The organism is Brenneria rubrifaciens (genome assembly GCF_005484945.1).
Taxonomy (GTDB): Bacteria; Pseudomonadota; Gammaproteobacteria; order Enterobacterales; family Enterobacteriaceae; genus Brenneria; species Brenneria rubrifaciens.
On record NZ_CP034035.1, the window covers coordinates 3993425 to 4016859 of the forward strand.

The window sequence follows — 23435 nt, forward strand, 5'->3', positions numbered from 1 at the left end:
GTTTAGCCCGTATTTTTACCATGCAGCGGTTTCACGACCTCACGTGTGCTGTCGAGTTTATCTCGGGTGCCCTGGTAATCGCGTAGGACAATGGCAATGAACAAGGTATCAAGCAAGTTTAACTGTACGATACGCGCCACGGCATTTTGACCAAGCAGTGGTCCTCCATGTGCCGGACTAAAAATGGAAAGGTCGGAACACTGGGATAGCGGGGAGGCGTCATCATTGGTAATGCAGATAATCTTGGCGTTGCATTGTTTGGCGACTTGTGCGGCCTTCAGCAATTCGATGGTATCCCCTGAGTGCGAAATCATCATCACGACATCGTCTTCTTCAAGCTGACAGCACACCATCAACATCAGATGATAGTCACTGTAGGAGTGGCTGTGGATACCGATACGTAATAACTTGTGTTCAAAGTCCTGGCAGACCGAGGCTGACCCGCCAACACCGAGAATCACAACATGTTTTGCCTGAGTAATGAGCGCTGCGGCTTGCGCAATGGCCGTCGTGTCGGCAACGGATTTCGCTTCTTTCAGCGACTGAATCGAGGTATTGAACACTTTATCCAACACTACCTCAAGATTATCCTGCTGTGAGATTTCCAGTTCTTTATCAAAGGGCAGCGTTCCAAAATAGGATATCAGGGCGGCACGCAGCTCCCGAAAACCCTGATAGCCGAGCTTTTTTGCCACTTTGACGATTAATGGTTCTGACACATTCATTGCGGCGGCGACTTCTTTCAGGCTCGTCTCTTCATTGATGTTCCCTTTGATGATCAGCCATTCCGCGATGCTCTTTTCAGTCAGGCTAAGCCTGGATAGCGCCATACGAATGCGTGCGCCGATGGCGAGCGTGTTACTGTCAAAATTGGTCATTAAAAATTTCTCTTTTTAATCCATAAGATCGCTCTAATCGCGTACGGTGACCATCACGCCTGGAAACCAGAGCAGGTTCGGCCCCCCAGTATGGCGTACTTTTTAGCCTATCCGCCATAACGATACATCACCAACGCAGGCTGAGATTGCCAATAGAGGCTTAATTAACGCTAACTTGATGATAATAATGTACTTTATTGTTTTTTATCAAAGCTTGATCAACTTCACAATAATATAAATTCACATAAAGTAATTTATTTGTGAAGTTTCTCCATGAGTCATTTTTGCCGATGAACGGATAAATCATTTGTTGAATCAAGAGGTGGTACTGTGAAAATTGCGCTGGGATGTGACCATGTGGGATGGGTTTTGAAATCGGAAATCATGCGGTTTTTGGTGTCGAAGTCTATAGAAGTCATTGATAAAGGAGCGAATTCATCAGAGAGAACCGACTATCCGCAGTATGGCAAGCGGGTTGCCGATGCGGTGGTTTCCGGGGAGGCGGATCGGGGAATTCTGATCTGTGGCTCAGGTATTGGCATCTCTATCGCGGCCAACAAAGTTGACGGTATACGCGCTGTCGTATGCAGTGAACCTTACTCCGCAAAACTTTCGCGTGAACACAATGACACCAACATTTTGGCCTTTGGATCTCGCGTGGTGGGTAGTGAGCTGGCGAAGATGATCGTCGAAGAGTGGCTGAATACCGTATTTGAAGGCGGACGTCATCAGAACCGTATCGATTTAATCGCGAAAATAGAGAAAGGTGAGCAAATTGGCTAAGTTTTGTCCATCAATGATGTGTGTTGACTTCTCGCGTCTGCCGGAGGAAATCGCGGCACTGGAACGCGCGGGGGCGGATATGTTTCATATCGACGTTATGGATGGCCTGTTTGTTCCGAATTTCGCCCTGGGAATAGAAGATATCAAAGCCATTGGCAAGCTGGCGAATATTCCTTATGACGTTCATTTGATGGTTGGCAATCCCGATCTCTATATCGAGAAATTCGCAGGGTTGGGATGTTCGATTATTTATGTTCACGCCGAAGCCCCGCGACATTTACACCGGACGTTGAGCAAAATACGCGCTGCCGGGGCTCAGGTTGGGGTCGCGGTCAATCCCGCCACCTCGTTGAGCGTATTGGAAGAAGTGCTGGAAGATATTGATGTGGTGTTAATCATGTCTGTCGATCCTGGTTTTGCCGGGCAACCCTTTATTCCCGGCGCCATCGATAAAATTCAGCGGCTGAAGGACATGATCAAGGAGAATGGCGTGAAAACGCAGATCGCCATTGACGGCGCCATTAGCCCGGAAATTGTCGAAAAACTGGGACAAGACGTGACTTACTTCATAATGGGTACTGCCGGATTATTTAATCAGCAAGCAACGTATCAACAGGCCATCGCGCGTTTACGCCAGTTAACAGGCTGTACCCAGTAGATTTCATAGCGCGGAAAGCAAATTAAATACAGGAGACTGAAAAATGGTGATGCGCTTAATCTCCAGTTCCAAAAGTGAAATTCTTACCATGTCGGCCAAAGAACTCAAAGAGGCGATTCTGGCCTCAGAAGGCCGGGTGATTATGGGACAGCACCATGTGACGCTGAATACCGGCCTGGTTGATGGTGCGACCAATACGGAGATTCAGGCGGCTTTCGGGGCGGACATGGTGATGCTGAACGCGTTTGATCTGGCCGACCATGCTAAAAATATTGGTCTTTATGAGATGAAAAGCGGCAGGATGGCGGTGGAACCCTACAGTGTTAGCCAGATTAAGCAGTGGGCTGGCGTTCCTCTCGGCATCTATCTGGAGTGCCCGGATGATCGCGCCAGAGTTGCCGGAGAGCGCTATGTAGAAGCGAAACCGGGTCGGGTGGCGTCGAAAGAGAACCTGCTGCGGATCAAAGACATCGGGGCCGATTTTGTGGTGCTGGGGGGAAATCCCTCTTCGGGAACCACGTTCGAGCAAATTATTGCCGCCACAAGATTGGCAAAGGAAACCCTGGGGGACGACCTGCTGATTTGCGCCGGGAAGTGGGAAGACGGTTCTATTGAAAAAGTACTTGGCGACCCGCTGAGTGAGCGTCCGGCCCAGGACATTATCAAGGAGCTTATCGATGCGGGGGCGGACGTGATCACGTTGCCCGCGCCCGGTTCCCGTCACGGTATCACCGTTGAACACGTGCGTCAGTGTGTTGCATTTACCCACAGTTATAAGCCGGGTACGTTGGCGCTCTCTTTTCTGAACAGTTCCGTCGAAGGGGCGGATGTGGAAACGATCCGGCTGATTGCCCTGATGATGAAACAAACCGGTGCGGATATTCATGCTATTGGTGACGGCGGATATGCGGGCACACCCATGCCTGAAAATGTTTATCAGTTGGCGATATCGATTAAAGGCAAACGCCATACCATCAAGAGAATGGTGAGTCGAGCGAGATAAATATAACGGGCGAGTTATATCGCCCGCAATGATATTTGCTAATTATATTATTTTTTTTGACTACGCCTTTTCCTGAAAATTGAAAGGATAAAATGATGAATCCCGAACAGGCTTCTAAAGAAATCCTGGGTGCGGTTGGTGGTGAAGAGAATATTATTAGTCTCGTTCATTGTGCCACCCGGCTAAGATTTAAGTTAAAAGATCACGCAAAAGCAAATAAAGACGCAAGTAAAAAAATTGATGGCGTTATCACCGTTATTGAAAGCGGAGGTCAATATCAGGTCGTTATCGGTAATCGGGTCGGTGAAATATTTAATGCTATCCAGTAAATGATGACAGCAGGAGACAATAGCACTGTATATGAGAATAATAGCCAGAGCGGTAATGAGAGTCTTTTTTCTCGCGCTGTGGATATTATCTCTGGAATTTTCACGCCGTTTCTGGGAGCGCTGGCCGCTGCCGGGATATTAAAAGGTTTGTTGTTGATGTTGACCTCACTGGGCTGGATGTCGCCCCAAAGCGGCGTCTATATCATTTGGTATGCCGCAGCAGACAGCATTTTCTATTTTCTACCGATCGCGATCGCCCTTACGTCGGCAAAAAAATTTGGCGCCAATACCTTTGTTGCACTTTCCGTTGCCGGGGCGCTGATCTATCCAACGCTGATTACCTTGTTCAATAATCAAACCCCGCTGGATTTCTTCGATATTCCGGTGATTCTGATGCGTTATACCTCCTCGGTGCTGCCGGTCATTCTTTCCGTATGGCTGCTCTCTTTGCTGGAGCGTTTCCTGAACCGGCATTTGCATGACAGTATCCGTAACTTCACCACGCCGCTGATCTGCCTGATGCTGGTTGTTCCTCTGACGTTGATCGTTATCGGTCCTCTTGGCACCTACCTGAGCTTGGGATTGGCTAATGGCTACGCCTTTATTTATCACCTCAGCCCCGTTCTGGCAGGCATTGTCGCGGGGATAGGCTGGCAGATGCTGGTTATTTTCGGCTTGCACTGGGCTTTCATTCCCATCATGTATAACAATATCGCCATACATGGTAGCGATACCCTGAAACCTTTGTTCGCCCCTTCAAACTTTGCTCAGGCTGGCGCCGCATTAGGCGTTCTGCTGAAAACCCGTAACCCTAAAATCAAACAAATCGCGGGTCCGGCGACGATAACCGGACTGTTTGGCATCGTGGAGCCGATTATCTACGGCATCAGCCTACGCTATAAAAAACCCTTTATCTGGGCGACGATTGGCGGTGGTCTGGGCGGCGCCATCAGCGGTTTTTCGGGTTCCTCCGCCATTGCGCCAGGTATTCCCGGCCTGGCCACGCTACCGCTGTTTTTTGGTCCGGGGTTTGCCGGTTTTATCTGCGCGATTATACTGGCTTTTATTTTCACCGCTGTTTCAACGTATTTTTTTGGCTTTAATGACAATATGGAAAAAGAGATGCTGGCCAATGAAAAAGAGAAGTCTATAAAAGAAAATAAGGAGTGAGGAAAAACAATTAATATTAATTTAACGATTATTTTATAACGCGTTATTCGTCAGTCACTAGGTTTTGAATTGTGGGCCAGTCAAAGATAAAATGACGGGCAGGGAGTGCGTTGGCCATAAAAGTAAATTAATAGTAAATAAACGCCCGAATAATATTTATTCATCCTGGCATTATATCAAGGTATTTGATAATGAAAAATAATATTAAAACAACCTTATCTTTGGTATTAATCTATTTCGGCCTCGCATTAACAGTGTCAGCTGCAGTCCCCAATCAACAGCCGGCATGGAATAATATTGTTCTCGGCTATGACAAACCTGTCACGCAGGGATTGTTGGGTGATATGTTGGGAATAAGAACCACTTTGGCGGATCATGGTTTTACCTTCCGTCTGGCTTATATGACTGAAAGCGCCTATAACATCGCCGGTGGTTATAATAAAGATAATAAATACGCTTTTATTGATGATACCGCGTTAACTTTCACTCAGGATCTCGAACGCTATACGGGGATTCCAGATGCAAAAATTGACGGCAATATCGTTAACCGTAACCATGACAACGATCTCACGTCGGAACGGTTGATAAACCCGTCCGTCACCCGAAACGATCAGGCTCAGGAAGCGGCAAACAACGGTCAGTCAATTACCCGTCTTGGCTGGCTGACATTCAGCCGCAGCTTTTTGGATAGAAGATTAAACTGGCGTATCGGGATGATTAATAAAAACCAGGATTTCGATCAGATACTTCCCTGCGACTTCCAGCTTATCAGTCTGTGCGGCGGTAAATCGGCTAAGTCAGGTCTGTGGTATAACTGGAATGTCCACTACTGGGGAACCGCTTTTCAGTACAAGCTGACTCCCGAAGTCACGCTTAAGACCGGGCTGATGGAGTATAACCCCAGCGTAAACAGCAGGAGTCACGCCTGGAGTTGGTCAACCAAGGGAAGTAAAGGGGTCTTGCTACCGATGGAAATACTGTGGCGCACTCATGACGTTAAGGGGCTGCCCGGCGCCTATAACCTTGGCGTGCTGTTCACGAATGGTGAACGGGCCGATCTGTATGAGGGCAAATCCGGCGGCGCAGGGGTGGACGATCCTGAAGGTTACCGCCAGCGCGAGCGTAGCTGGTATGTGTATACAGCCTTCAACCAGCAGGTTACTCGGCATGCCGATGATGCCAATCGCGGGCTGAGCGTATCCAACAGTTTCGGCTGGGCCGACGAGCGGACGATGGCCTTTAAATATGTGAATTCAGCGGCCCTGCGCTATCGCGGTTTGTTCGACGCCCGGCCAGACGACATGGCGGCGCTCGGCGTGACCTATATTGAAACAAGCAGTCATTACAAGCGTAAACAGAATTATCTCAATCAGATGAGCGGTGCCGCCGGCATAAGCGACCCCGCATGGAAACCCGTACCCGGACACAGCGTCAACCTGGCCATGTATTATCGGATACAGGCAACGTCCTGGCTGGCTATCCAGCCGGAACTCCAGTTCTGGCATCGCCCTGCGGGTCTGGCTGAAACGCAGGATGCGTGGGTCGGCGGTTTGAAAACTATGGTGACTTTCTAATCCTGTAGGGTTTAAGCGACAACGACAGTGGCAGGATGGGGCGTCGATCGCGAGTGCAAAAATAGCCGTGTCGGCACGTGCAGATTTCTACGCGCCGACAGGGGCATTGCATAATGACTTTGCTCTTGTGAACGGGCAGCGCCGATGTGTTCGCAGAGTGCGTCAATCCTTGTTGGGCCGCGCGGCCAATATTGTCCCGATATTATCCTCTATCCAGTCCGCCAGCACTTTTACTCTTCCACTCACTTCTCTGCCCAATGGGGTTAGGCTGTATTCCACATGCGGCGGGACGACAGGATAGGCCGTACGCAGGATAAACCCATCGTTTTCCAGATACTGTAAGGTTTGAGCCAGCATACGCTCGCTGACGCCCCCAATTCTGCGACGCAACTGACTGAAACGGTGCGTGCCCTCCATCAGCGCCACCAGTATCAGCACGCCCCAGCGACTGGTTACGTGGTTAAGCACCTGGCGTGACGGACACTTTTCAGCGAAAAGATCGCCCTTTGGCGACATGGGGACGGAAGAATCTGCATCGTTGGTTTGTTCGGACACTACACTTACCTTTATGTTCGTACTTACTTAAAGTTAGCTTTGTGGGTATTATGCCAGCCTGTGTTAATCAAAGAAAGGAACTTAACGATGATCGCAATTACCGGTGCATCCGGCCAACTTGGTCGTTTAGTGATTGAACAACTGTTGGAAAAGATTCCGGCGAACGACGTTCTGGCGTTGGCGCGGGACGTGAATAACGTTGCTGATCTGGCTGCTCGCGGCGTTCACGTGAAAGCCGCTGACTATAGCCAGCCCGATACGCTCTCTTCCGCGCTGCAAGGTGTGGATAAAGTTTTACTGATTTCTTCCAGCGAAGTGGGGCGGCGCGCCGCTCAGCATCGCAATGTGATTGAGGCCGCAGTCAAGGCGAAAGTAAGCCTGTTGGCTTATACCAGCCTTTTGCATGCCGATACGTCACCGCTTGCGCTGGCGGTTGAGCATCGTGAATCGGAAGCGTGCTTAAAACAATCCGGCCTGCCTCATGTTGTACTGCGCAACGGTTGGTACACGGAAAACTATGCGGGCAGCATACCTGCCGCATTAGCGCAAGGTGTCTTTATCGGTAGCGCGGGTGAAGGAAAGATTGCTTCCGCTGCGCGTGCTGATTATGCCGCCGCAGCGGTGGCCGTCCTGACGCAAGAAAATCAGGCTGGCAAGATTTATGAACTGGCGGGCGATGAGGCTTATACACTGACGGAGCTGGCGGTCGAAATCAGCAAACAGTCAGGTCAGCCTATCCGCTATCAGAATCTGTCGGAAGATGAACACAAGGCTGCATTGGTTGGCGCAGGTTTGCCAGAAGGCTTTGCCGGTATCATTGCCGATTCTGATACGGGCGCATCCAAAGGCGCATTGTTTGATGGCGGACATCAGCTGAGTAGCTTGATTGGACGTGCGACCACGCCGCTGGCAGTGGTAGTGAAAGCGGCGCTGAAGTAAGCGGTAACACCAGACGGATTATGACTGCGAAATGATTATCGACGCCCGCTCAGAAGCCATCTGAGCGGGCTTTTTTTATCTCTGGCGCATCAGTTGTTGACGGTTTATTGCAAAATAAACGCCGGACACGGTTTACCACTCGGGGCTGGGATCGGGATGTTGTCGCCGGGATGAGTGGAAGTAAGTGGACGCTTACAGACTAGGCGTGACTTATCGATGCAGAAAGTGAAATATTTAATATAAAACAATGCAATTAGAGTTTTTGATGCAAATGTGGGGAAAGGATTCATCGTGGCGTTTGCCGCATGTTGCCGGCACTACTCTTACACGCTATAACCGATAAAAGTAATCTTAACGCCTATATCGTGTAAGCCTTGTTTTACCTGCTAAAGCGTGTAATAGTTATTCTACCGTCTATAACCGGTAGGGTAAAACGATGAAAGTCACCAACACCAAACAGCTTAGCGCCTATCTGAAAGATGTCCGCATCACGCAGAAGCTTTCACAAGGGAAAGTGGCCGGTAAAGTGGGTATTCGCCAGGATACGGTATCCAGCTTCGAGCAACATCCTGATTCCACCAAGCTGGAAACCTTCTTTAAAATCCTGTCGGCATTAAATTTAGAACTGACTGTTACTCCCAGGAATGCGGATGCAGCCAATAATGAAGCTTCTGTTGCATCATCATCCTGGAAGGAAGAATGGTAATGGCTGCGCTTGATGTTTACATGAACGGCTATCGGGTGGGCGTTTTTACCAAAACAAGCAGTGGCGCGCATCGTTTTTCCTATGATGAGAACTGGCTTGGACTATCAGGTAGTCGCCCCATCTCGCTCTCTATGCCGCTACGCCATCAGCCCTATCAAGGTGATGAAGTTTATAACTTCTTCGACAATTTACTGCCGGATAATCTGGATATCAGAAGACGCATTGTCGCCAGACATCACGCAGATTCCACCCAGCCGTTTGATCTGCTGGCTAAAGTGGGGCAAGACAGCGTCGGGGCGTTACAATTGGTGCAGCAGGGTACGCCTGTTCACGATATAAAACGGATCGAATACAAAACCTTATCCGAGCAACAATTTGAACGCATATTGAGTGGATATCAGTCGGATGCCCCGCTCGGGATGATCGACGCAGAAGACGATTTTCGTATCTCCATCGCTGGCGCACAGGAAAAGACGGCGCTGCTCTATCTGGATGACCACTGGCGTCTGCCCCTTAATGCCACGCCAACCACCCACATCATCAAGCTGCCGATTGGTAAAATCGAGAGTCACTCTTACTCGATTGATATGTCTGACAGCGTTGAAAATGAGTATCTGTGCATGCTCATTGCCAAGGCGTTTGGGCTACCGGTGCCGCACTGTTTTATGATCAAAGCGGGCAAGATAAAAGCGCTGGCGGTAGAACGTTTTGATCGCAAATATGCCTCGGATGGCCGTTGGATTATGCGGTTGCCGCAAGAGGATTTTTGCCAGGCATTAAATATTCCTTCCGCACGAAAATACGAAAACCATGGTGGACCTGGCATTTGCGCCATTATGTCGGTTCTATTGGGCGCGGTTGATCCAGAAAGGGATCGTTATAGCTTTATGAAGGCTCAGGTACTATTTTGGCTATTGGCCGCAACGGATGGGCATGCGAAAAACTTTTCCTTATTTATTGAATCGCAAGGACGATATCGTCTCACGCCTTACTATGACATTCTCTCTATGTACCCGGCGATTGGCGGTCGGGGAATTGACCGCAGAGATGCCAAACTTGCGATGGGACTGACCGGCTCAAGAGGCAAGAAATACGCTATTGAGCAGATCTTTCCACGGCACTTTTTCCAAACGGCGAAGGCGGTTGGGTTTGCCAGAGAATCGATGGAAAACATTTTGGCTGAGTTTGCGCAGTCGATGGACGCTGTTGTTGTGAAAATAAGAAACCAACTGCCCGCTGGTTTTCCTGCGCCTATCCGCGATGCTATTTTGAATGGAATGCAGGCGAAAGCGAGGCGGTTAACTATCGGGTGGAATTAGCTTTCCGCCTCGCTTCCCAATGCGAATAAAGAAACTAAAAATGTATATTAAACAATTCGTTATTGGTTGTTGAGCGTAAGTAGGGATCAAAATCACTTCGGTTGCTATAGCGCCTAGACTTTCGGACAAAACATAGCATAGTTTGGTTGCGTGCTTAGCTCTGGCTACTAACTCATGCAACGAACGTGTGTCCCTGTCTTCGGGTATAAGGTTTCATCACTTATCAGGTTGGCTCGGGCACCTGTGGGTGGGCTGCGAGCAAACCGAATGTGCTTAACGTCGTAGTCACTCGGGCACTGCCCATACGAAGCACAAAGCAAGGCACTCACCCCTCATAATGGAATCCGAATTGTCGCCTGAGCGTTACGCGTCTGAATCGACAGGTAAAAGAAAAAAGAGATAAACAGGATGATCGGATCACGAACTCGCCATTTGTTTGCTCAATTTCTGGCGTTGCCGGACCCCATGGTTTCCATTGTGCTGCTAGGTAAGTATGGGGTGCGGCACTATCATTGTCGCCAGGGCAACCGCTCCATAACCTGCTGAACACACTGCGATCTCTTGATGACCATGCCCTCATGCTTGCACTCGCCGAGGTTGTCGCGACTTCCGGCGATCTCAAAAACCCCTGGCTCTCGGTGGAAGCGAATAGACATCGATGGAACAAAAAATCCCGCATAACAAGGCGCTATGCGGGATGAGTGGATGTGAGTGGACGCTTACAGACTTAGCGTTACTTGCCGATGCAGAAGTAGTGATTTCACTGTATTCCATTGATTTTAAATGTGTTTCCGGATGCACTTCAACGTGCTTGGACCTATTCTTGGACCCAAAAACCAAGTGTGTCCCTTGGTAGCTGGGGATGGCCCTCCCTGGACGCTTCCCACTCTCCCGTTACTGGCGCGATGTGTCAGCGAACGACTTGATCAGAAGCAGTGAACCCGGCCATTAACATCCAATGCGCTGCAACGAGTTCATTTTCCCACCTCCTGATCCGGAACACCAAGGATGTTGCGCCCTGCTCCAAACCCGAGAAAACGGGAGGAACGCAGTTCGGATTGATGGCTGCGGCAGCGGTGATGCCGGGGTGAGATGACGGCTCCTTTGGCCAGTTGGCCGATACCGATAGGAGCCTCACCATGTCACACCAAACCTCGGACATCATCACCCCGAAAGCTCTGTTGCTCGATGAGCGGCTGACGCCGCTGGAGCGCAACGCCTGGCTGACTTTCCGTGCGCTGGCCAGCAACGACGGCAGCGTGGTCCTCAGCTACGACGCGCTACGCAAATATTTGCCCAGCGCACCGGGCAGCAAGCGGGCTGCCCTTGAAACTGTGTCCAGGGCCGTGCTGTGTCTGCGGCTGTCCGCGTGGATTGCGCTGGTCGAGTACCGCCGCAACCCGATGACCGGCTTCTTGATGGCCCGCCGCTACGCGGTGCGGAATCAGCCACTCACGTTCGACAACGCGTGCTTGGAGGACGAAGACTACCTGCCCCTGCTGGAACGGGCGCTCGGCCATGCCAGCGCGACGATTCGCCAACTGGCGCAGTCCATCCTCGACGAAGCCATGCGCCACCCGGACAGGTTGGAAAAGCTGCCTGCAACGATGCAAGAGCGGATCAGGCTCTTACAGCATCGTGGCGACGACCATGATCAGGGTAGTCCTAGTGGCTCAACTCTGCGCGATACCCACGTGCCCGAAGCCAGCGGCGGTATTCCGAAACCCGTTCCGGCATCTGCGACAGCAGTACGTACTGTAGAAAAAGAAGTATTATTGATCCGGCAATAATCATCTTGAATTTTTGGAATGCGCCATCATGTGGTGGTGATGCAAGCAACCGATATGAGATCGCTGTCGCGCGAAGCGCGCCACGAAAGGCGCGTGCAAGTAATTCGACTGCGCAAGGCGGGTCGTACGTACGATGAGATTGCCGCGCAGACGGGCCTGAGCCGCACCGGCGTCTTCGACATCTGCAAGCGTCACGAGGTGGCCGGCGCCAAGGCGCTGCAGGATGCGCCCGGCGGTCGCAAACTGGGCGAAGGGCGCCGCCTGGGCGCGGCCCAAGAGGCGGCGGTGCGCAAGCTGATCACCGACAAGACGCCCGATCAACTGAAGATGCCGTATGCGTTGTGGAGCCGCGCGGCTGTGGGCGAACTCATCGAGCAGCGCTTTGGCGTTCGACTGCCGGTGCGCACGATGGGGCTGTACCTGGCGCGTTGGGGCTTCACACCCCAGAAACCCATGAAGAAGGCCTACGAGCAGTCGCCCGCGGCGGTGAAGAAATGGCTCGAAGAGGAATACCCGGTGATCGCCGCGTGCGCCAAGGTCGAGGGTGCCGAGATTCATTGGGGCGATGAGACCGGGCTTCGCAGCGACGATGTGCGCGGTCGCAGCTACGCGCCCAAGGGCAAGACGCCGATCGTGCGGGTGAACAGTAAGCGCCACGGCCTGTCGGTGATCTCCACGGTCACCAACAAGGGGCAGATGCGCTGGAAGGCCTTCCACGGCGCGCTCAACTCCGACATCCTGATCGACTTCCTGCGCCGGCTCATCAAGGACGCGGAGCGCAAGGTCTACTTGATCCTGGACAACTTGCGGGTGCACCACAGCAAGCCTGTGAAGGCCTGGTTGGCCGAGCATAAGCACGAGATCGAGGTGTTCTACCTTCCGAGCTACAGTCCAGAACTCAACCCGAACGAGATGGCCAACGCCGACCTCAAGCAGGCCGTCACGAAGCTCGCCCCGGCGCGCACGAAACTGCAACTGGTCAAGGCCACAGCAAGGCACCTGCGTAGCGTTCAGCGCAAGCCCGAACGCATCAAGAGCTACTTCGAACACGAGCCAGTTCGCTATGCGGCCTGATTCAAGTTCGTTCATGCCGGATCAATAAAAGAAGTACGTACGTACCGCTCATCACCCGAAGTGCAGGTATCGGGGCCAGATATGCCAGCCCGCTTCCGGCAACTGCCACAGGATCAGCAACGGGTTCTCACCGCGCGCCTCAAGGGCCTCCCTCCGGAACAACGCCTGGCGGTACTGGCCGAATGGGACGCGCGCTGCGAATCAGGTGGCGTGCACAACGTCATCGCCTACCTCTACGGGTTGATCAAGAAGGCCGTGGAAGGCGTTTTCAAGCTCTGGGCGGCACGCAAATCTACCCCGCAGCAGACACCCGTGCAGGCCATCAGCAACAGCCAGCATAGCTCGTCGCCAGTCCCTTCTCCATCGTCCAGCAGCCAAACTGCAAAGCCTGCATCGCGTGAGGTCGCGCAACGGCATCTGGATCAGATCCGGCGCATGTTGAAGACCCCATCGCTGCCCATCGGGCAGATCATCGGGTGCATGGCTGACAGCGGAATGCTACCAACAGCCCCAGGAAACACGCCTGCTGCTGCAAGGCTGGGGCCACTGGGCTCGGCGTGAGGCCGATGGGGCCGTCACTGCCCGCCGCAGTGACGGCCCGGCGAAATGCAGCAGGAATGCGGGTTGGCGCAGCATCGCATTGATGGCTGCGCACATGATGATGCCCCGGCACACTGGCCCAGCAACGACCTGCCGGTGGGTATGAACACCGGAACCCTGGCGCAGGTTCCTGCAAGCGCAGACCCGGCTCACCAGACGGAACCATCCCAGGCACACCCAGGCTCGCTTAGTGTGCCGCCCTACCCATGGGCAGAGCCTTCCTCATCCTCGGCGTGATTCGTCCCGCCATCGTCGCAACACACATCCGCCGTTCCAGGCACTCGTTGCTGGTCGCCCGTCCTCGCGCGGCCTGCCGACACCTTTTCCACACTGCATCACAGGAGGTACTCATCCCAGCATATCGCGTTGTCGTCCCTTGCCATTCCTCCGCCCGGCCTTCCCACAGGAAGCAAGGCGGACGCCTCATTCGAGGCCACAGGTGAACTGAGCACCTGGCCCTTGCCCCTCGGGATCTCGCCTTGGCGAGTTGGCAAAAACACTGACCGTTTGCTGCTCAGCCCCGATAACCGATGGAACAACACCGCGATGGACGACCTGACCTATACCCTGCGCCAGCTTTGCCAGCGCAACCGCGACGGCAGCCATGCCACTCAGGCCGACCGGCAACGGTCGCTGAGTCTGGCCGCACGCCAACTGTGCGAGGCGGGCTTTCGCCAGATGCGGGCCAACTCGCTCAAGGGCAAGCATGTCGAAGCCCTGTTGCAGCGCTGGCAAGCCGAAGGCCTGTCGGCCGGTACGCTGAAGAACCGCATGGCGCACCTGCGCTGGTGGGCAGAGAAGGTTGGCAAGGCAGGCATCCTGCCGACGGATAACACCAAACTGGGCATTCCCGAACGGCGCTATGTGACCAATGAAAGCAAGGCCAAGGAAATTGGCGACAGGTTGGGCAGGATCACCGACCCTCATGTCCGCATGAGCCTGCGCTTGCAAGCTGCTTTTGGTTTGCGGCGGGAAGAGTCCATCAAGTTTCAGCCCCGCTATGCTGATCGTGGCGACCATATCGCCATCAAGGGATCGTGGGCGAAGGGCGGTCGCGATCGAGCAGTTCCGATCACGACTCAGGAACAGCGTGCGGTGCTGGATGAGGCCCGTCGTCTGGCGGGCCTGGGATCTCTGATTCCATCGCACAAGACCTACATCCAGCAGCGGCATGTCTACGACGGGCAGTGCAAGGCGGCAGGGCTGAGCAACATGCATGGGCTGCGACATCGGTATGCGCAGATGCGGTATGAGGTGCTGACGGGATGGCGGGCACCGGCGGCGGGTGGTCCTGGGAAAACTCAGCTCAGTAGCAGCCAGCGAATGAGTGACCAACACGCCCGACATCAGATCAGCCGTGAACTCGGGCATGAACGTATGAAAGTAACGGCGATTTATCTGGGAACCTGAGGCTTATCTGTCATCTTTGGCGTTCGGGTCACCGGCTGCCAGATTTTTTACTACCTTGTCGAAGTCACTTTCAAACAGGCGATCCTGCACAATTCTGTACTTCTCAAATTCACTTTCCGCATGCGTCTGGGCAACATTCGCAGAAATCTTGCCGCTGTTCTGTAGCACTTCCCGTTCATCAAATTCGAGGAAGGCGTCCAGCCGCTTTGACCAGTCTTCCATGCTCATGGGGATTTTGCGGCGAGCACGATCCTCGGCCAGTTCCAGATAGGCGTTGACGATACGGCCCAACGAATCCAACTCGTCCTTGGTCAGGTAGTTCTTGGCCACGGCTACGTCGGTTTTCAGAATCTTGCCTTCGGGCGCGCTCGCCCAGGAAGTCAGCCCCATATGCGGCTTGCTGCTATCGGCCCGCTTGCGGATCAACTCAGCGGCCGTATGACCGTGGATGGCGTAATGCAGTTTGTTCTGTACTTTGGCGAAGAAGGCCTTGGTAGTCGGTGCGTCCTTGTTGTAATCCACGCTGGTGGCATAGATGTCGGTGATCTTCTGGTAGAAGCGTCGCTCGCTGAGACGGATCTCGCGGATTTCCGCCAGCAGCCGCTCGAAGTAGTCCTCGTCCAGGAAGCTGCCGTTTTCCATGCGCTGACGATCCAGCACATAGCCCTTGATGGCGAACTCACGCAGGACGCCGGTCGCCCACTGGCGGAACTGCGTTGCGCGTATGGAGTTGACCCGGTAGCCGACGGAAATAATGGCGTCGAGGCTATAGAAGTCCACCGCCCGGGATACCTCCCGCTGGCCCTCTTGCTGAACTATCCGGAAATTCCGGATAGTTGCCTCAGGCGCGAGTTCCTGGCTGGCAAAGATGTTCTTCAGGTGCTCGCTGACGGTGCGCACATCCACCCCGAACAGTTCGGCCATCAGCTTCTGCGACAGCCATAGGGTCTCGTCCTCGTAGCGGGCTTCGATGCTCTGCTCGCCGGCCTGGCCAGTGAAGATCAGAAACTCGGCTGTGCTGTTGCGAATCAGTTTTTTGCCATTCATACCAAGCCCCCTATGCAGCCATCACTTCGACCAAGCGTTCGACAGTGATTCCGCTTGCTTCAGCACCAGTTCGATCGCGGCATCCTCACCCACCGGCGGGTACTTCCACTTCTTCAGCGTACGCCGCACCAGAATCCGCAGCTTCGCCCGCACGCTCTCGCGTACCTGCCAATCCACTGTGGTGCTGTTGCGCAGTTTCTCGGTGATCTCGACGGCGATCTTCTTCAGGGTATCGTCGCCCAACTCCCGCACGGCGCTTTCGTTGTTGGCCAGCGCATCGTAGAAGGCGATCTCGTCCGGATTCAGTCCCAGCGCGGCTTCACGTGCCAGCGCCGCCTGGAAGTCCTTGGCCATCTGGATCAGTTCCTCGATGACCTGCGCCGTTTCCACCGCCCGGTTGTGGTACTTGCGCAAGGTTTCCAGCAGGCGGTCGCCGTACTTCTTCTCCTGCACAACGTTGTTGCGCGCCCGCGCCTTGATCTCGTCACGCAACAGCTTTTCGAGCAGTTCCACCGCCAGGTTGCGGGTCTTCATCTGCCGCACGTCTTCTAGGAACTCGTCCGACAGCAGGCCGATGTTGGGCTTGTCCAGGCCCGCCAGAGCGAAGATATCCGCCACACCGTCGGCCACGATGGCGTTGTCCAGTATCTGTTTGAGCGCGCTGTTCTTGTCTGCGTCGGAACGCTTGCGATCCACCGTGGTGAACTTGACGATGGCGGCCTTGACGGCGGCGAAGAAGGCAATCTCCGTGCGCAGGGCGGCAGCTTCGTCCAACGTGCTGCACAGGGAAAATGCCTTGCTCACGGCCAGCATGGCATCAAGGAAGCGCTGCTTGCCGTCCTTCAGCCCCAGAATGTGGTTGGCCACCGGCACCAGCAGCTTCATTGCATCGGTCTCGAACCCGCTGTAGTCGAAGCCGTGCATCAGCCCGCGCACAATGTCGAGTTTTTCCAGTAGCACGGCCAGGGCCTCGGCTGCGTTGTGCGCCGGATCGCCTTTGCCCTTGGACTCAGTGTAGGTCTTGAGCGCCGCTTTCAGTTCGTTGGCAATACCGATGTAATCCACCACCAATCCACCGGGCTTGTTGCGGAACACCCGGTTGACGCGGGCAATGGCCTGCATCAGGTTGTGGCCCTTCATGGGCTTGTCTACATACATGGTGTGGCAGCAGGGCGCGTCGAAGCCTGTCAGCCACATGTCGCGCACGATCACCAGCTTCAACGGGTCTGCCGGGTCTTTGAAGCGCTTTTCCAGGCGTTTCTTCACCTGCTGGCTGTACAGGTGCGGCTGCAGCAAGGGCTTGTCCGCTGCCGAGCCGGTCATCACTACCTTGATTGCGCCCTTCTCCGGGTCGGCATCGTGCCAGTCCGGGCGCAGGGCGACGATGGCGTTGTACAGCTCGGCGCAAATGTCACGGCTCATGCACACGATCATCGCCTTGCCTTCCAGCGTGGCCGTGCGCGTCTCGAAGTGCTGCACCAAGTCGGCAGCCACCTGTTCCAGACGCGGCTGCGCGCCGACCAGCTTGGTCAGCGCGGCCCAATCGCTCTTGGTCTTCTCGCGGGCGGTGATGTCTTCCTCGTCCTCGATGACCTCATCTACCTGGGCATTGAGTGCGTCGATCTCGGCCTGGTTCACATCCAGCTTGGCCAGGCGGCTTTCGTAGAAGATCGGTACCGTGGCGCCATCGTCCACCGCGTCCTGAATGTCGTAGATGCTGACGTAATCGCCGAACACCGCCCTCGTGTCTTTGTCTTCCAGGGCGATGGGGGTGCCAGTGAAGCCGATGAAGGTGGCGTTGGCCAGCGCGTCGCGCATGTGCTTGGCGTAGCCAAATACGTACTTGCCGGTCTTGGTATCTAGTCGCCCTTTCATGCCGTACTGGCTGCGGTGCGCCTCGTCGGAAATCACCACGATATTGCTGCGATCCGACAGCAGCGGGTGCTGTTCCTCATCGTCCAACATGGCAAACTTCTGCACCGTGGTGAAGATGATGCCGCCAGCCTCGCGCGAAGCCAGCATCTCGCGCAGTTCCTCGCGGCTGCCAGCCTGCATCGGCGTCTGCCGCAGCAGGTCTTCGGCGGCGCAGAAGGTGCCGAACAACTGCCCGTCCAGATCGTTGCGGTCGGTCACCACCACCAGCGTGGGGTTTTTCATCTCCGGCTGCTGCAACAGCTTGCCCGCGTAGCAGGCCATGGTGATGCTCTTACCCGAGCCTTGCGTATGCCACACCACGCCGGCCTTGCGGCTGCCGCGCCGCACTTCCTTGCCATAGGTGGCACGCGGCTCCTGCACTTCCAGCACGCCTTTGTTCGGACTGCTGGCGGCGATCACCGTGGCCTTCACCGCCTCGCGCACCGCATGGAACTGGTGGTAGCCCGCGATCTTCTTGACGATGTGGTCGGCATCCTGTTCGAACAGCACGAAGTGGCGCACGTAATCGAGAAACAGCGCAGGTGCGAAGAACCCGCGCACCAGCGTCTCCAGCTCGAACTCCAGCAGCGGTCGGTCGTCTTCACTAGCGATTGCCCGCCAGGGCTGCATGCGCTCCTGATTGGCCGTGAGCGACCCCAACCGCGCCGTGAAACCGTCGCTGACCACCACCGCCACATTGGTGTTGAACAGGTCGCCGATCTCTTCCTTGTAGGTCTGGATCTGGTTGAAGGCATCCCAGATGTCGGTCTGCTCGTTGGCTGGGTTCTTCAGCTCGATCACCGCCAGCGGCAGGCCGTTGACGAAAGCCACCAAATCCGGACGACGCGGCTGCTTGGTGCCAGTGACGGTGAACTGGCTGACCAACAGGAAATCGTTGTTGCGTGGGTTGGCGAAGTCGATCAGGCTGACCAGGTCGGTGCGATTTTCGTCGCCTATGGAGAACTCGACCGGAATGCCAGCCAGCAGCAGTCGATGCACATGACGGTTGCGTGCAATCAGCAGCGGCTCGCTGACCGTCAGAAGCTCGTGTGCCGCCTGCTCCAGCGCCGCGACGGGGATGTGCGGGTTGATGCGGATGAGCGCGACCAACAAGCGTTCGCGCAATACGGTCTGACGATAGTCGGAGCGAGCAGGTTGGTCTCCATCGGGCGCAATATCAGGGCCCTGTGTGTACGTCCAACCGAGACTCCCGAACCATTCAATGCAGAGGTCTTCGAGTTGTTGTTCAGTAATCATTTCCCCTCCGCTACCTGCTGCTTCACCGCATCCATGATTTGTTCGACCACGAAATCACGTAGTTGCGATGGATAGCCGTTCTTTCGCAACGTGACTCGGATAACGTTACGCATTCGAGCCTGAGCGTCTTCGCGTTTGTCCCAATCCACAACCTGGTGTTTGGAAATATCGCGGGACAGCTCGCTAGCAATCAAGGCGATACGTCCTGGTTCCACTTGCTGCGTATCAGGATGCGCACGCAAAATGGCATCAATGTTGAAAGAATTTTGCTCCGAATCAATGAGGGGAGCCTCCACAACATCAATAGCTGGAACAGGAGGCACTTGAACAATTTGAGTAGAGGTCAAGCGCTCACGCTCTGCAGCTCGCGCAAGACTAGCTTCCTCTTCCGCTTCGGCAGTTGTGATATTGCAATAATCAGATGCGCCGATCAGATCAGGAAAGAGACTGGCATGATGCACATTCATCCGTCTAAGATGGCGCAAACAAGCATCACGTCCTTCATTACGGATATAAATCTTGCAGATGTATCGAGCTAATAGATCAGGCTGATCTTCTTCCGATGCGGAGCGTAACCCCTCATCTTCAAAAGCCTCATCGTCAGCTAAGACATTTGCCAGCTTGTTTTCTATCGTGGCGTCATATGGAGAGAAGGTGAATAGTCCAGCCTGATTAACCAACCTCCCATAGCTGTCCTTGCGTGGCTCCCAAAGCCGAATGCCAGTCTCATCCTGATGCTCAAGAATAAAACTCTTGTTGAGAACGTAGACGACACGATACGGATTTTCTTCTTCATCCTTGCTGTCAGCCTTGGCAAAGGCAAAAAACAGGGCAACATAGGGGGAATAAGTCCAGTCGAGTAAAGGAGTCATCAATCCGTGATGCTGACCAATGGACCAAAGCTCGTCATCTTCGTCCACGAGACTATTGTCACTAAGTCGGCCTCGGATCGCCCGCTTGAATCGCTCAAGCTGAGTCGCTGCCAAATTCTCGGTGACGACTCCGTTATCGGATAGACGACCCAGGGTCGGCATCAAACTCCAGTCGGAGCGTCGTTGGCCACGAAAAATCAGCTGTATTCCTGGATGATTGAAGAAGGGGCTTTCCAGTAGTTCTGTGTAACTCCGCCAAGACTCCAGTCGGGTTATTGGGATTCGGCCACTGCGTTCATCGGCCATTATTTCAAAGCACTTTTCTCCACCCCCCCAAACTGGAATTTTCTCAAAGTAGCCTATGCTCTGTTTCTCGGAGAAGGTGCTTTCTTGCTGGCTCACTGACTTTCTCCATCATTGAGATCAGAGGGAGCGGCCAACTCACCAGAAATAAGCTGGGGAAGAAGAATATCGCGAAGTTCTGCTAATTTTTCCACAGCTTCGGATTGGCATTTAATGACTTTAAAGCAAGAGTCCAATAGATGGGAAAAGGCGAACCAAACTGAGATTTCAGAAGGGCTAACAACCTTGAATCCTGCAACAGCATCGGCCTGCGCGCGCTGGCGACCGGATGTTCCAGTCATGCTTCGTATTGCATGCTCACGAAAGGCGGCATGCCGCACCAACAAATAGGCATACTCCCGCGGGACAGGATTTTTTGACCGCATGACAATGAACTCGGTTGAACCCCATCCCACTGTTTCATCAGGCAAGTTTTGCACGAAAGCCGATTTACCGTTTTCCAAGCATGGGGTGATACGCGCCAGCAATGCATCACCATTGCGAAACCGCATACCGCTACCAAACTCTCTGGGAACTGGTGGCTCTGCCCAACTTCCGGAAGTCGGCAATGACGCCATATCCAGATAAGGTGCAACAGTACCTTTACGCAAAGGCTCTTTCGGATTGAACTCAATCAATGCGCTTGCAGGAACAACCTCCCACCCCTTTGGAATCTCCCCCAACTCCGACTCTTCCATTGCCTCGGGAAACAGCGCTGCGGTGGCGGCGAGTTGGTCGTGGTGCTCGCGGGGCATCTGGTCAAGTTCGGCATCGGTCTTGCCGCTGATGGTGCGCATGGCGGCGCGCAGCGGGTCTTCGCCTTGTTCGATGGCGGTGATCCTGGCCTTGACTGGGTCGAAATCGACAAACCATGATTTGAAGATGGCTTGCGCCATGGCTTCGAGGGTTTGGTTGGTGCCGCAGTTGAGGTCTATTTTGTCGTCCAAACTGCGTAAGACGCTCGAAATACGAACTTGTTCCGAACGATTTTCTGGGATCGGGATTTCAATAGCTCGAACAGACGTTAAAGCCTGTGCTATGGCAGGAACGCCCACCTGAGATGCATTGGATAGAAGCCGCGATTGTCCGAGCGGTGATTTCAGAAAGTAATAGACGAAATATGGATCAACTCGTTTGATATCAAAGGACATTTTGAGCTGACTCTGAGAGACGACATACTCCTCATATTTTGAGTCTTCCGGTATTAAACCCACTTGACCGAGAGTACCTCGATGTGTGATTACAATATCCAGTCTACGAGCCTTAGCGGATTCCAGTTCGTCAGCTTTCTCTTGGGTCAAAAAATCGAAGTCCGACTCATCTAGGTAGGTCGCATTGAGATTGCCGCCCTTGATTACAGGAACTCCAACAGTCGTGAAGTTCTCTGCCTTAATCTTTGAGCCAAAAGGCCCCATGGCGAAGGCACTCTTGGTCTGAGCTTTGAGTTGTTCTAGTGGCACTTCTACCCATTTAGAGGCCATAACCCAACCCCGCCAGACTCTTCTTGATTTCTTCCTCCAGCTTGGCACTCTCCGCAAACTGAACTGCCAGTTGCGCGGTCAATCGCTGCATCTTCTCGGCAAAGGGTTCTCCGTCGACTTCCTGTTCCGCCGCACCCACATAGCGCCCCGGCGTAAGCACATGCTCATGCTTGCGCACGTCCTCCAGCTTGGCGGAGTAGCAAAAGCCAGATACATCCTCGTACCCCTCGCCCTGCTGCCAAGCATGGAAGGTGTCGGCGATTCTCTGGATGTCGTCGGCGGTGAAGTCGCGCAGTACGCGGTCTTTCATGTAGCCCATCTGGCGGGCGTCGATGAACAGGAATTCGCCGCGCCGGCCGCGCTTTTTTTTGTCGAGCGCAAAGCCGTTCTGCTTGTCACGGGTCAGGAACCAGATGCAGGCCGGTATCTGGGTGTTGGTGAACAACTGGCCGGGCAGCGCGACCATGCACTCCACGTAGTCGTCCTCGACCAGCCGCTTGCGGATTTCGCCTTCGTTGTTGGTGTTGGAACTCATGGAGCCGTTGGCCAGCAGCAACGCCATGCTGCCGGTGGGCGCCAGGTGCCAGAGCATGTGCTGCAACCAGGCGAAGTTGGCGTTGCCTTGCGGCGGCGTGCCGGCGATCCAGCGGGGGTCGGCGGCCAGCTTTTCGTTCCACCATTCCTTCATGTTGAAGGGCGGGTTGGCCATGACGAAATCGGCACGCAGGTCCGGGTGCAGGTCGTTCAGGAGGGTGTCGGCCGGGCCACTGCCGAAGTTGAAGTCGATGCCGCGGATGGCCATGTTCATCGCGGCCAGCCGCCAGGTGGTGGGGTTGCTCTCCTGCCCGTAGACGCTGATCTGCCCACTCTTACCGTTGGCGGCCTTGCCACCGTGCTGCTCGATGAACTCTTCGCTCTGCACGAAGAAGCCGCCGGAGCCCATGGCCGGGTCGTAGACGCGGCCCTTGAACGGCTGAAGCATTTCCACGATCAGGGTGACGATGCTCTTGGGCGTGTAGTACTGGCCGCCCTTCTTGCCTTCGGCCAGGGCGAACTGGCCGAGGAAGTATTCGTAGACGTGGCCGAGAATGTCCTTGGATTTCAGGTCCAGCGGCTGGCCCTTGTATTCCTTGGCACTGAAGTCGGTATCCGAGAAGTGGCTGATCAGCCCGGCCAGCTTGCTGGAGTCGAGCTGCACGCGGGCGAAGTCCTTGTTGAGCACATTCTTCAGGCGGGCGTTCTCGCGCTCGACGGCTTCCATGGCGTTGTCGATCAGCCAGCCGACCGAGCGCATTTCCTCCGGCTCGTCCTTGCCCGGCTTGTTCCACGGCAGCGCTGCCTTGGGCGGCAGCTGCGCACAGTCACGCAGGGTTTGCCAGCGCGCTTCTACAGGCACCCAGAACACGTTCTTCTCGGTGTAGTAGTCGCGGACTTCGAGCTCGGCGGCGATGTTGTCTTCGTACTCCTGGGTGCCCCCGCCGCCGTATTCGTCCGGATCCATGTAGTAGTCATGATCCGGATTGGTGAACTGTTCGCGCAGTTCGCGTTGCCGTTCTTCGAAAGCATCGGAAACATATTTGAGGAAAATCAGCCCGAGCACGACGTGCTTGTACACGGCGGCGTCGAGGTTGGAGCGCAGCTTGTCGGCAGCGGTCCAGAGCTTCTTTTCCAGGTCGTTGAAGAACTGTTGTTCGATGGGTTTCATCCAGAGATGCCTTGTTCTAAATGTTTCAT

The 23435-nt window shown here is 54.3% G+C and carries 20 protein-coding genes; 13 read left to right on the forward strand and 7 right to left on the reverse strand.

Going from position 1 to position 23435, the window contains the following annotated elements; genetic code table 11:
- Positions 1 to 2 precede the first annotated feature (2 nt).
- A complete protein-coding gene (locus tag EH207_RS17895) occupies positions 3 to 878 on the reverse strand; it encodes an SIS domain-containing protein (protein WP_137715186.1) in 876 nt (291 codons plus the stop codon).
- Between the two features lie 384 nt (positions 879 to 1262).
- Between EH207_RS17895 and rpiB the strand changes: the two genes are divergently transcribed.
- The 6 genes from rpiB to EH207_RS17920 all read left to right on the forward strand — a co-directional run bounded on the left by rpiB (position 1263) and on the right by EH207_RS17920 (position 6395).
- Positions 1263 to 1661, forward strand: coding sequence for a ribose 5-phosphate isomerase B (rpiB, locus tag EH207_RS17900; protein ID WP_246048985.1), 399 nt, complete (start codon positions 1263 to 1265; stop codon positions 1659 to 1661).
- The gene (gene rpe / locus EH207_RS17905; RefSeq protein ID WP_137715188.1) at positions 1654 to 2319 is read left to right on the forward strand and encodes a ribulose-phosphate 3-epimerase; all 666 of its coding nucleotides are present in this window, start codon (positions 1654 to 1656) and stop codon (positions 2317 to 2319) included. The genes rpiB and rpe overlap by 8 nt, the downstream gene beginning before the upstream one ends.
- 43 nt (positions 2320 to 2362) lie before the next feature.
- Positions 2363 to 3322, forward strand: a complete 960-nt coding sequence (locus EH207_RS17910; protein ID WP_137715189.1) for a DUF7916 family protein — start codon at positions 2363 to 2365, stop codon at positions 3320 to 3322.
- 92 nt (positions 3323 to 3414) lie between these two features.
- Positions 3415 to 3651 carry a PTS transporter subunit EIIB gene (locus EH207_RS18275; protein ID WP_217496109.1) on the forward strand — a complete coding sequence of 79 codons (237 nt, stop codon included), beginning with the start codon at positions 3415 to 3417 and terminating at the stop codon, positions 3649 to 3651.
- A gap of 3 nt (positions 3652 to 3654) precedes the next feature.
- Positions 3655 to 4821, forward strand: coding sequence for a PTS transporter subunit EIIC (locus EH207_RS17915; protein WP_246048986.1), 1167 nt, complete (start codon positions 3655 to 3657; stop codon positions 4819 to 4821).
- A gap of 191 nt (positions 4822 to 5012) precedes the next feature.
- Positions 5013 to 6395 carry a carbohydrate porin gene (locus EH207_RS17920; RefSeq protein WP_137715190.1) on the forward strand — a complete coding sequence of 461 codons (1383 nt, stop codon included), beginning with the start codon at positions 5013 to 5015 and terminating at the stop codon, positions 6393 to 6395.
- Between the two features lie 162 nt (positions 6396 to 6557).
- On the opposite strand, the gene EH207_RS17925 is transcribed toward EH207_RS17920, so the two are convergent.
- Positions 6558 to 6911 carry a winged helix-turn-helix transcriptional regulator gene (locus tag EH207_RS17925; protein ID WP_137715416.1) on the reverse strand — a complete coding sequence of 118 codons (354 nt, stop codon included), beginning with the start codon at positions 6909 to 6911 and terminating at the stop codon, positions 6558 to 6560.
- Positions 6912 to 7037: 126 nt separating this feature from the next.
- Between EH207_RS17925 and EH207_RS17930 the strand changes: the two genes are divergently transcribed.
- From EH207_RS17930 to EH207_RS17960, 7 genes are all read left to right on the forward strand, one after another.
- Entirely contained in the window at positions 7038 to 7889 is an 852-nt protein-coding gene (locus tag EH207_RS17930; RefSeq protein ID WP_137715191.1) for an SDR family oxidoreductase, read from the forward strand.
- Between the two features lie 436 nt (positions 7890 to 8325).
- Complete coding sequence (locus EH207_RS17935) at positions 8326 to 8595, forward strand: helix-turn-helix domain-containing protein (protein WP_137715192.1); 270 nt, start codon at positions 8326 to 8328, stop codon at positions 8593 to 8595.
- A complete protein-coding gene (locus EH207_RS17940) occupies positions 8595 to 9914 on the forward strand; it encodes a type II toxin-antitoxin system HipA family toxin (protein ID WP_137715193.1) in 1320 nt (439 codons plus the stop codon). Before EH207_RS17935 ends, EH207_RS17940 begins: the two co-directional genes overlap by 1 nt.
- Positions 9915 to 11053: 1139 nt before the next feature.
- Complete coding sequence (locus EH207_RS17945) at positions 11054 to 11704, forward strand: STY4528 family pathogenicity island replication protein (protein ID WP_246048911.1); 651 nt, start codon at positions 11054 to 11056, stop codon at positions 11702 to 11704.
- Positions 11705 to 11743: 39 nt separating this feature from the next.
- Complete coding sequence (locus tag EH207_RS17950) at positions 11744 to 12778, forward strand: IS630 family transposase (protein ID WP_137715194.1); 1035 nt, start codon at positions 11744 to 11746, stop codon at positions 12776 to 12778.
- Between the two features lie 81 nt (positions 12779 to 12859).
- Positions 12860 to 13339: a hypothetical protein gene (locus EH207_RS17955; RefSeq protein WP_246048912.1), complete on the forward strand. Its 480-nt coding sequence runs from the start codon at positions 12860 to 12862 to the stop codon at positions 13337 to 13339.
- Between the two features lie 585 nt (positions 13340 to 13924).
- The gene (locus EH207_RS17960; protein ID WP_137715195.1) at positions 13925 to 14788 is read left to right on the forward strand and encodes a phage integrase N-terminal domain-containing protein; all 864 of its coding nucleotides are present in this window, start codon (positions 13925 to 13927) and stop codon (positions 14786 to 14788) included.
- A gap of 3 nt (positions 14789 to 14791) precedes the next feature.
- Here EH207_RS17960 and EH207_RS17965 read toward each other — a convergent pair whose 3' ends face one another.
- From EH207_RS17965 to EH207_RS17985, 5 genes are read right to left on the reverse strand one after another with little or no spacing between them, the layout of a single operon-like run.
- Positions 14792 to 15835, reverse strand: a complete 1044-nt coding sequence (locus EH207_RS17965; protein ID WP_137715196.1) for a virulence RhuM family protein — start codon at positions 15833 to 15835, stop codon at positions 14792 to 14794.
- 21 nt (positions 15836 to 15856) lie between these two features.
- Entirely contained in the window at positions 15857 to 19006 is a 3150-nt protein-coding gene (locus tag EH207_RS17970; protein ID WP_137715197.1) for a type I restriction endonuclease subunit R, read from the reverse strand.
- Positions 19003 to 20280, reverse strand: coding sequence for an FRG domain-containing protein (locus tag EH207_RS17975; protein ID WP_217496111.1), 1278 nt, complete (start codon positions 20278 to 20280; stop codon positions 19003 to 19005). The genes EH207_RS17970 and EH207_RS17975 overlap by 4 nt, the downstream gene beginning before the upstream one ends.
- Positions 20277 to 21701, reverse strand: a complete 1425-nt coding sequence (locus tag EH207_RS17980; protein WP_137715198.1) for a restriction endonuclease subunit S — start codon at positions 21699 to 21701, stop codon at positions 20277 to 20279. The genes EH207_RS17975 and EH207_RS17980 overlap by 4 nt, the downstream gene beginning before the upstream one ends.
- A complete protein-coding gene (locus tag EH207_RS17985) occupies positions 21691 to 23406 on the reverse strand; it encodes a class I SAM-dependent DNA methyltransferase (protein WP_137715199.1) in 1716 nt (571 codons plus the stop codon). Before EH207_RS17985 ends, EH207_RS17980 begins: the two co-directional genes overlap by 11 nt.
- Positions 23407 to 23435 lie beyond the last annotated feature (29 nt).

Bases quoted from the DNA above. Each gene is read 5' to 3' on its own strand.
- EH207_RS17895 (WP_137715186.1), bottom strand. From the start codon at position 878: ATGACCAATTTTGACAGTAACACGCTCGCCATCGGCGCACGCATTCGT.
- rpiB (WP_246048985.1), top strand. From the start codon at position 1,263: ATGCGGTTTTTGGTGTCGAAGTCTATAGAAGTCATTGATAAAGGAGCG.
- EH207_RS17910 (WP_137715189.1), top strand. From the start codon at position 2,363: ATGGTGATGCGCTTAATCTCCAGTTCCAAAAGTGAAATTCTTACCATG.
- EH207_RS18275 (WP_217496109.1), top strand. From the start codon at position 3,415: ATGATGAATCCCGAACAGGCTTCTAAAGAAATCCTGGGTGCGGTTGGT.
- EH207_RS17915 (WP_246048986.1), top strand. From the start codon at position 3,655: ATGACAGCAGGAGACAATAGCACTGTATATGAGAATAATAGCCAGAGC.
- EH207_RS17920 (WP_137715190.1), top strand. From the start codon at position 5,013: ATGAAAAATAATATTAAAACAACCTTATCTTTGGTATTAATCTATTTC.
- EH207_RS17925 (WP_137715416.1), bottom strand. From the start codon at position 6,911: ATGTCGCCAAAGGGCGATCTTTTCGCTGAAAAGTGTCCGTCACGCCAG.
- EH207_RS17930 (WP_137715191.1), top strand. From the start codon at position 7,038: ATGATCGCAATTACCGGTGCATCCGGCCAACTTGGTCGTTTAGTGATT.
- EH207_RS17935 (WP_137715192.1), top strand. From the start codon at position 8,326: ATGAAAGTCACCAACACCAAACAGCTTAGCGCCTATCTGAAAGATGTC.
- EH207_RS17940 (WP_137715193.1), top strand. From the start codon at position 8,595: ATGGCTGCGCTTGATGTTTACATGAACGGCTATCGGGTGGGCGTTTTT.
- EH207_RS17945 (WP_246048911.1), top strand. From the start codon at position 11,054: ATGTCACACCAAACCTCGGACATCATCACCCCGAAAGCTCTGTTGCTC.
- EH207_RS17950 (WP_137715194.1), top strand. From the start codon at position 11,744: ATGCAAGCAACCGATATGAGATCGCTGTCGCGCGAAGCGCGCCACGAA.
- EH207_RS17955 (WP_246048912.1), top strand. From the start codon at position 12,860: ATGCCAGCCCGCTTCCGGCAACTGCCACAGGATCAGCAACGGGTTCTC.
- EH207_RS17960 (WP_137715195.1), top strand. From the start codon at position 13,925: ATGGACGACCTGACCTATACCCTGCGCCAGCTTTGCCAGCGCAACCGC.
- EH207_RS17965 (WP_137715196.1), bottom strand. From the start codon at position 15,835: ATGAATGGCAAAAAACTGATTCGCAACAGCACAGCCGAGTTTCTGATC.
- EH207_RS17970 (WP_137715197.1), bottom strand. From the start codon at position 19,006: ATGATTACTGAACAACAACTCGAAGACCTCTGCATTGAATGGTTCGGG.
- EH207_RS17980 (WP_137715198.1), bottom strand. From the start codon at position 21,701: ATGGCCTCTAAATGGGTAGAAGTGCCACTAGAACAACTCAAAGCTCAG.
- EH207_RS17985 (WP_137715199.1), bottom strand. From the start codon at position 23,406: ATGAAACCCATCGAACAACAGTTCTTCAACGACCTGGAAAAGAAGCTC.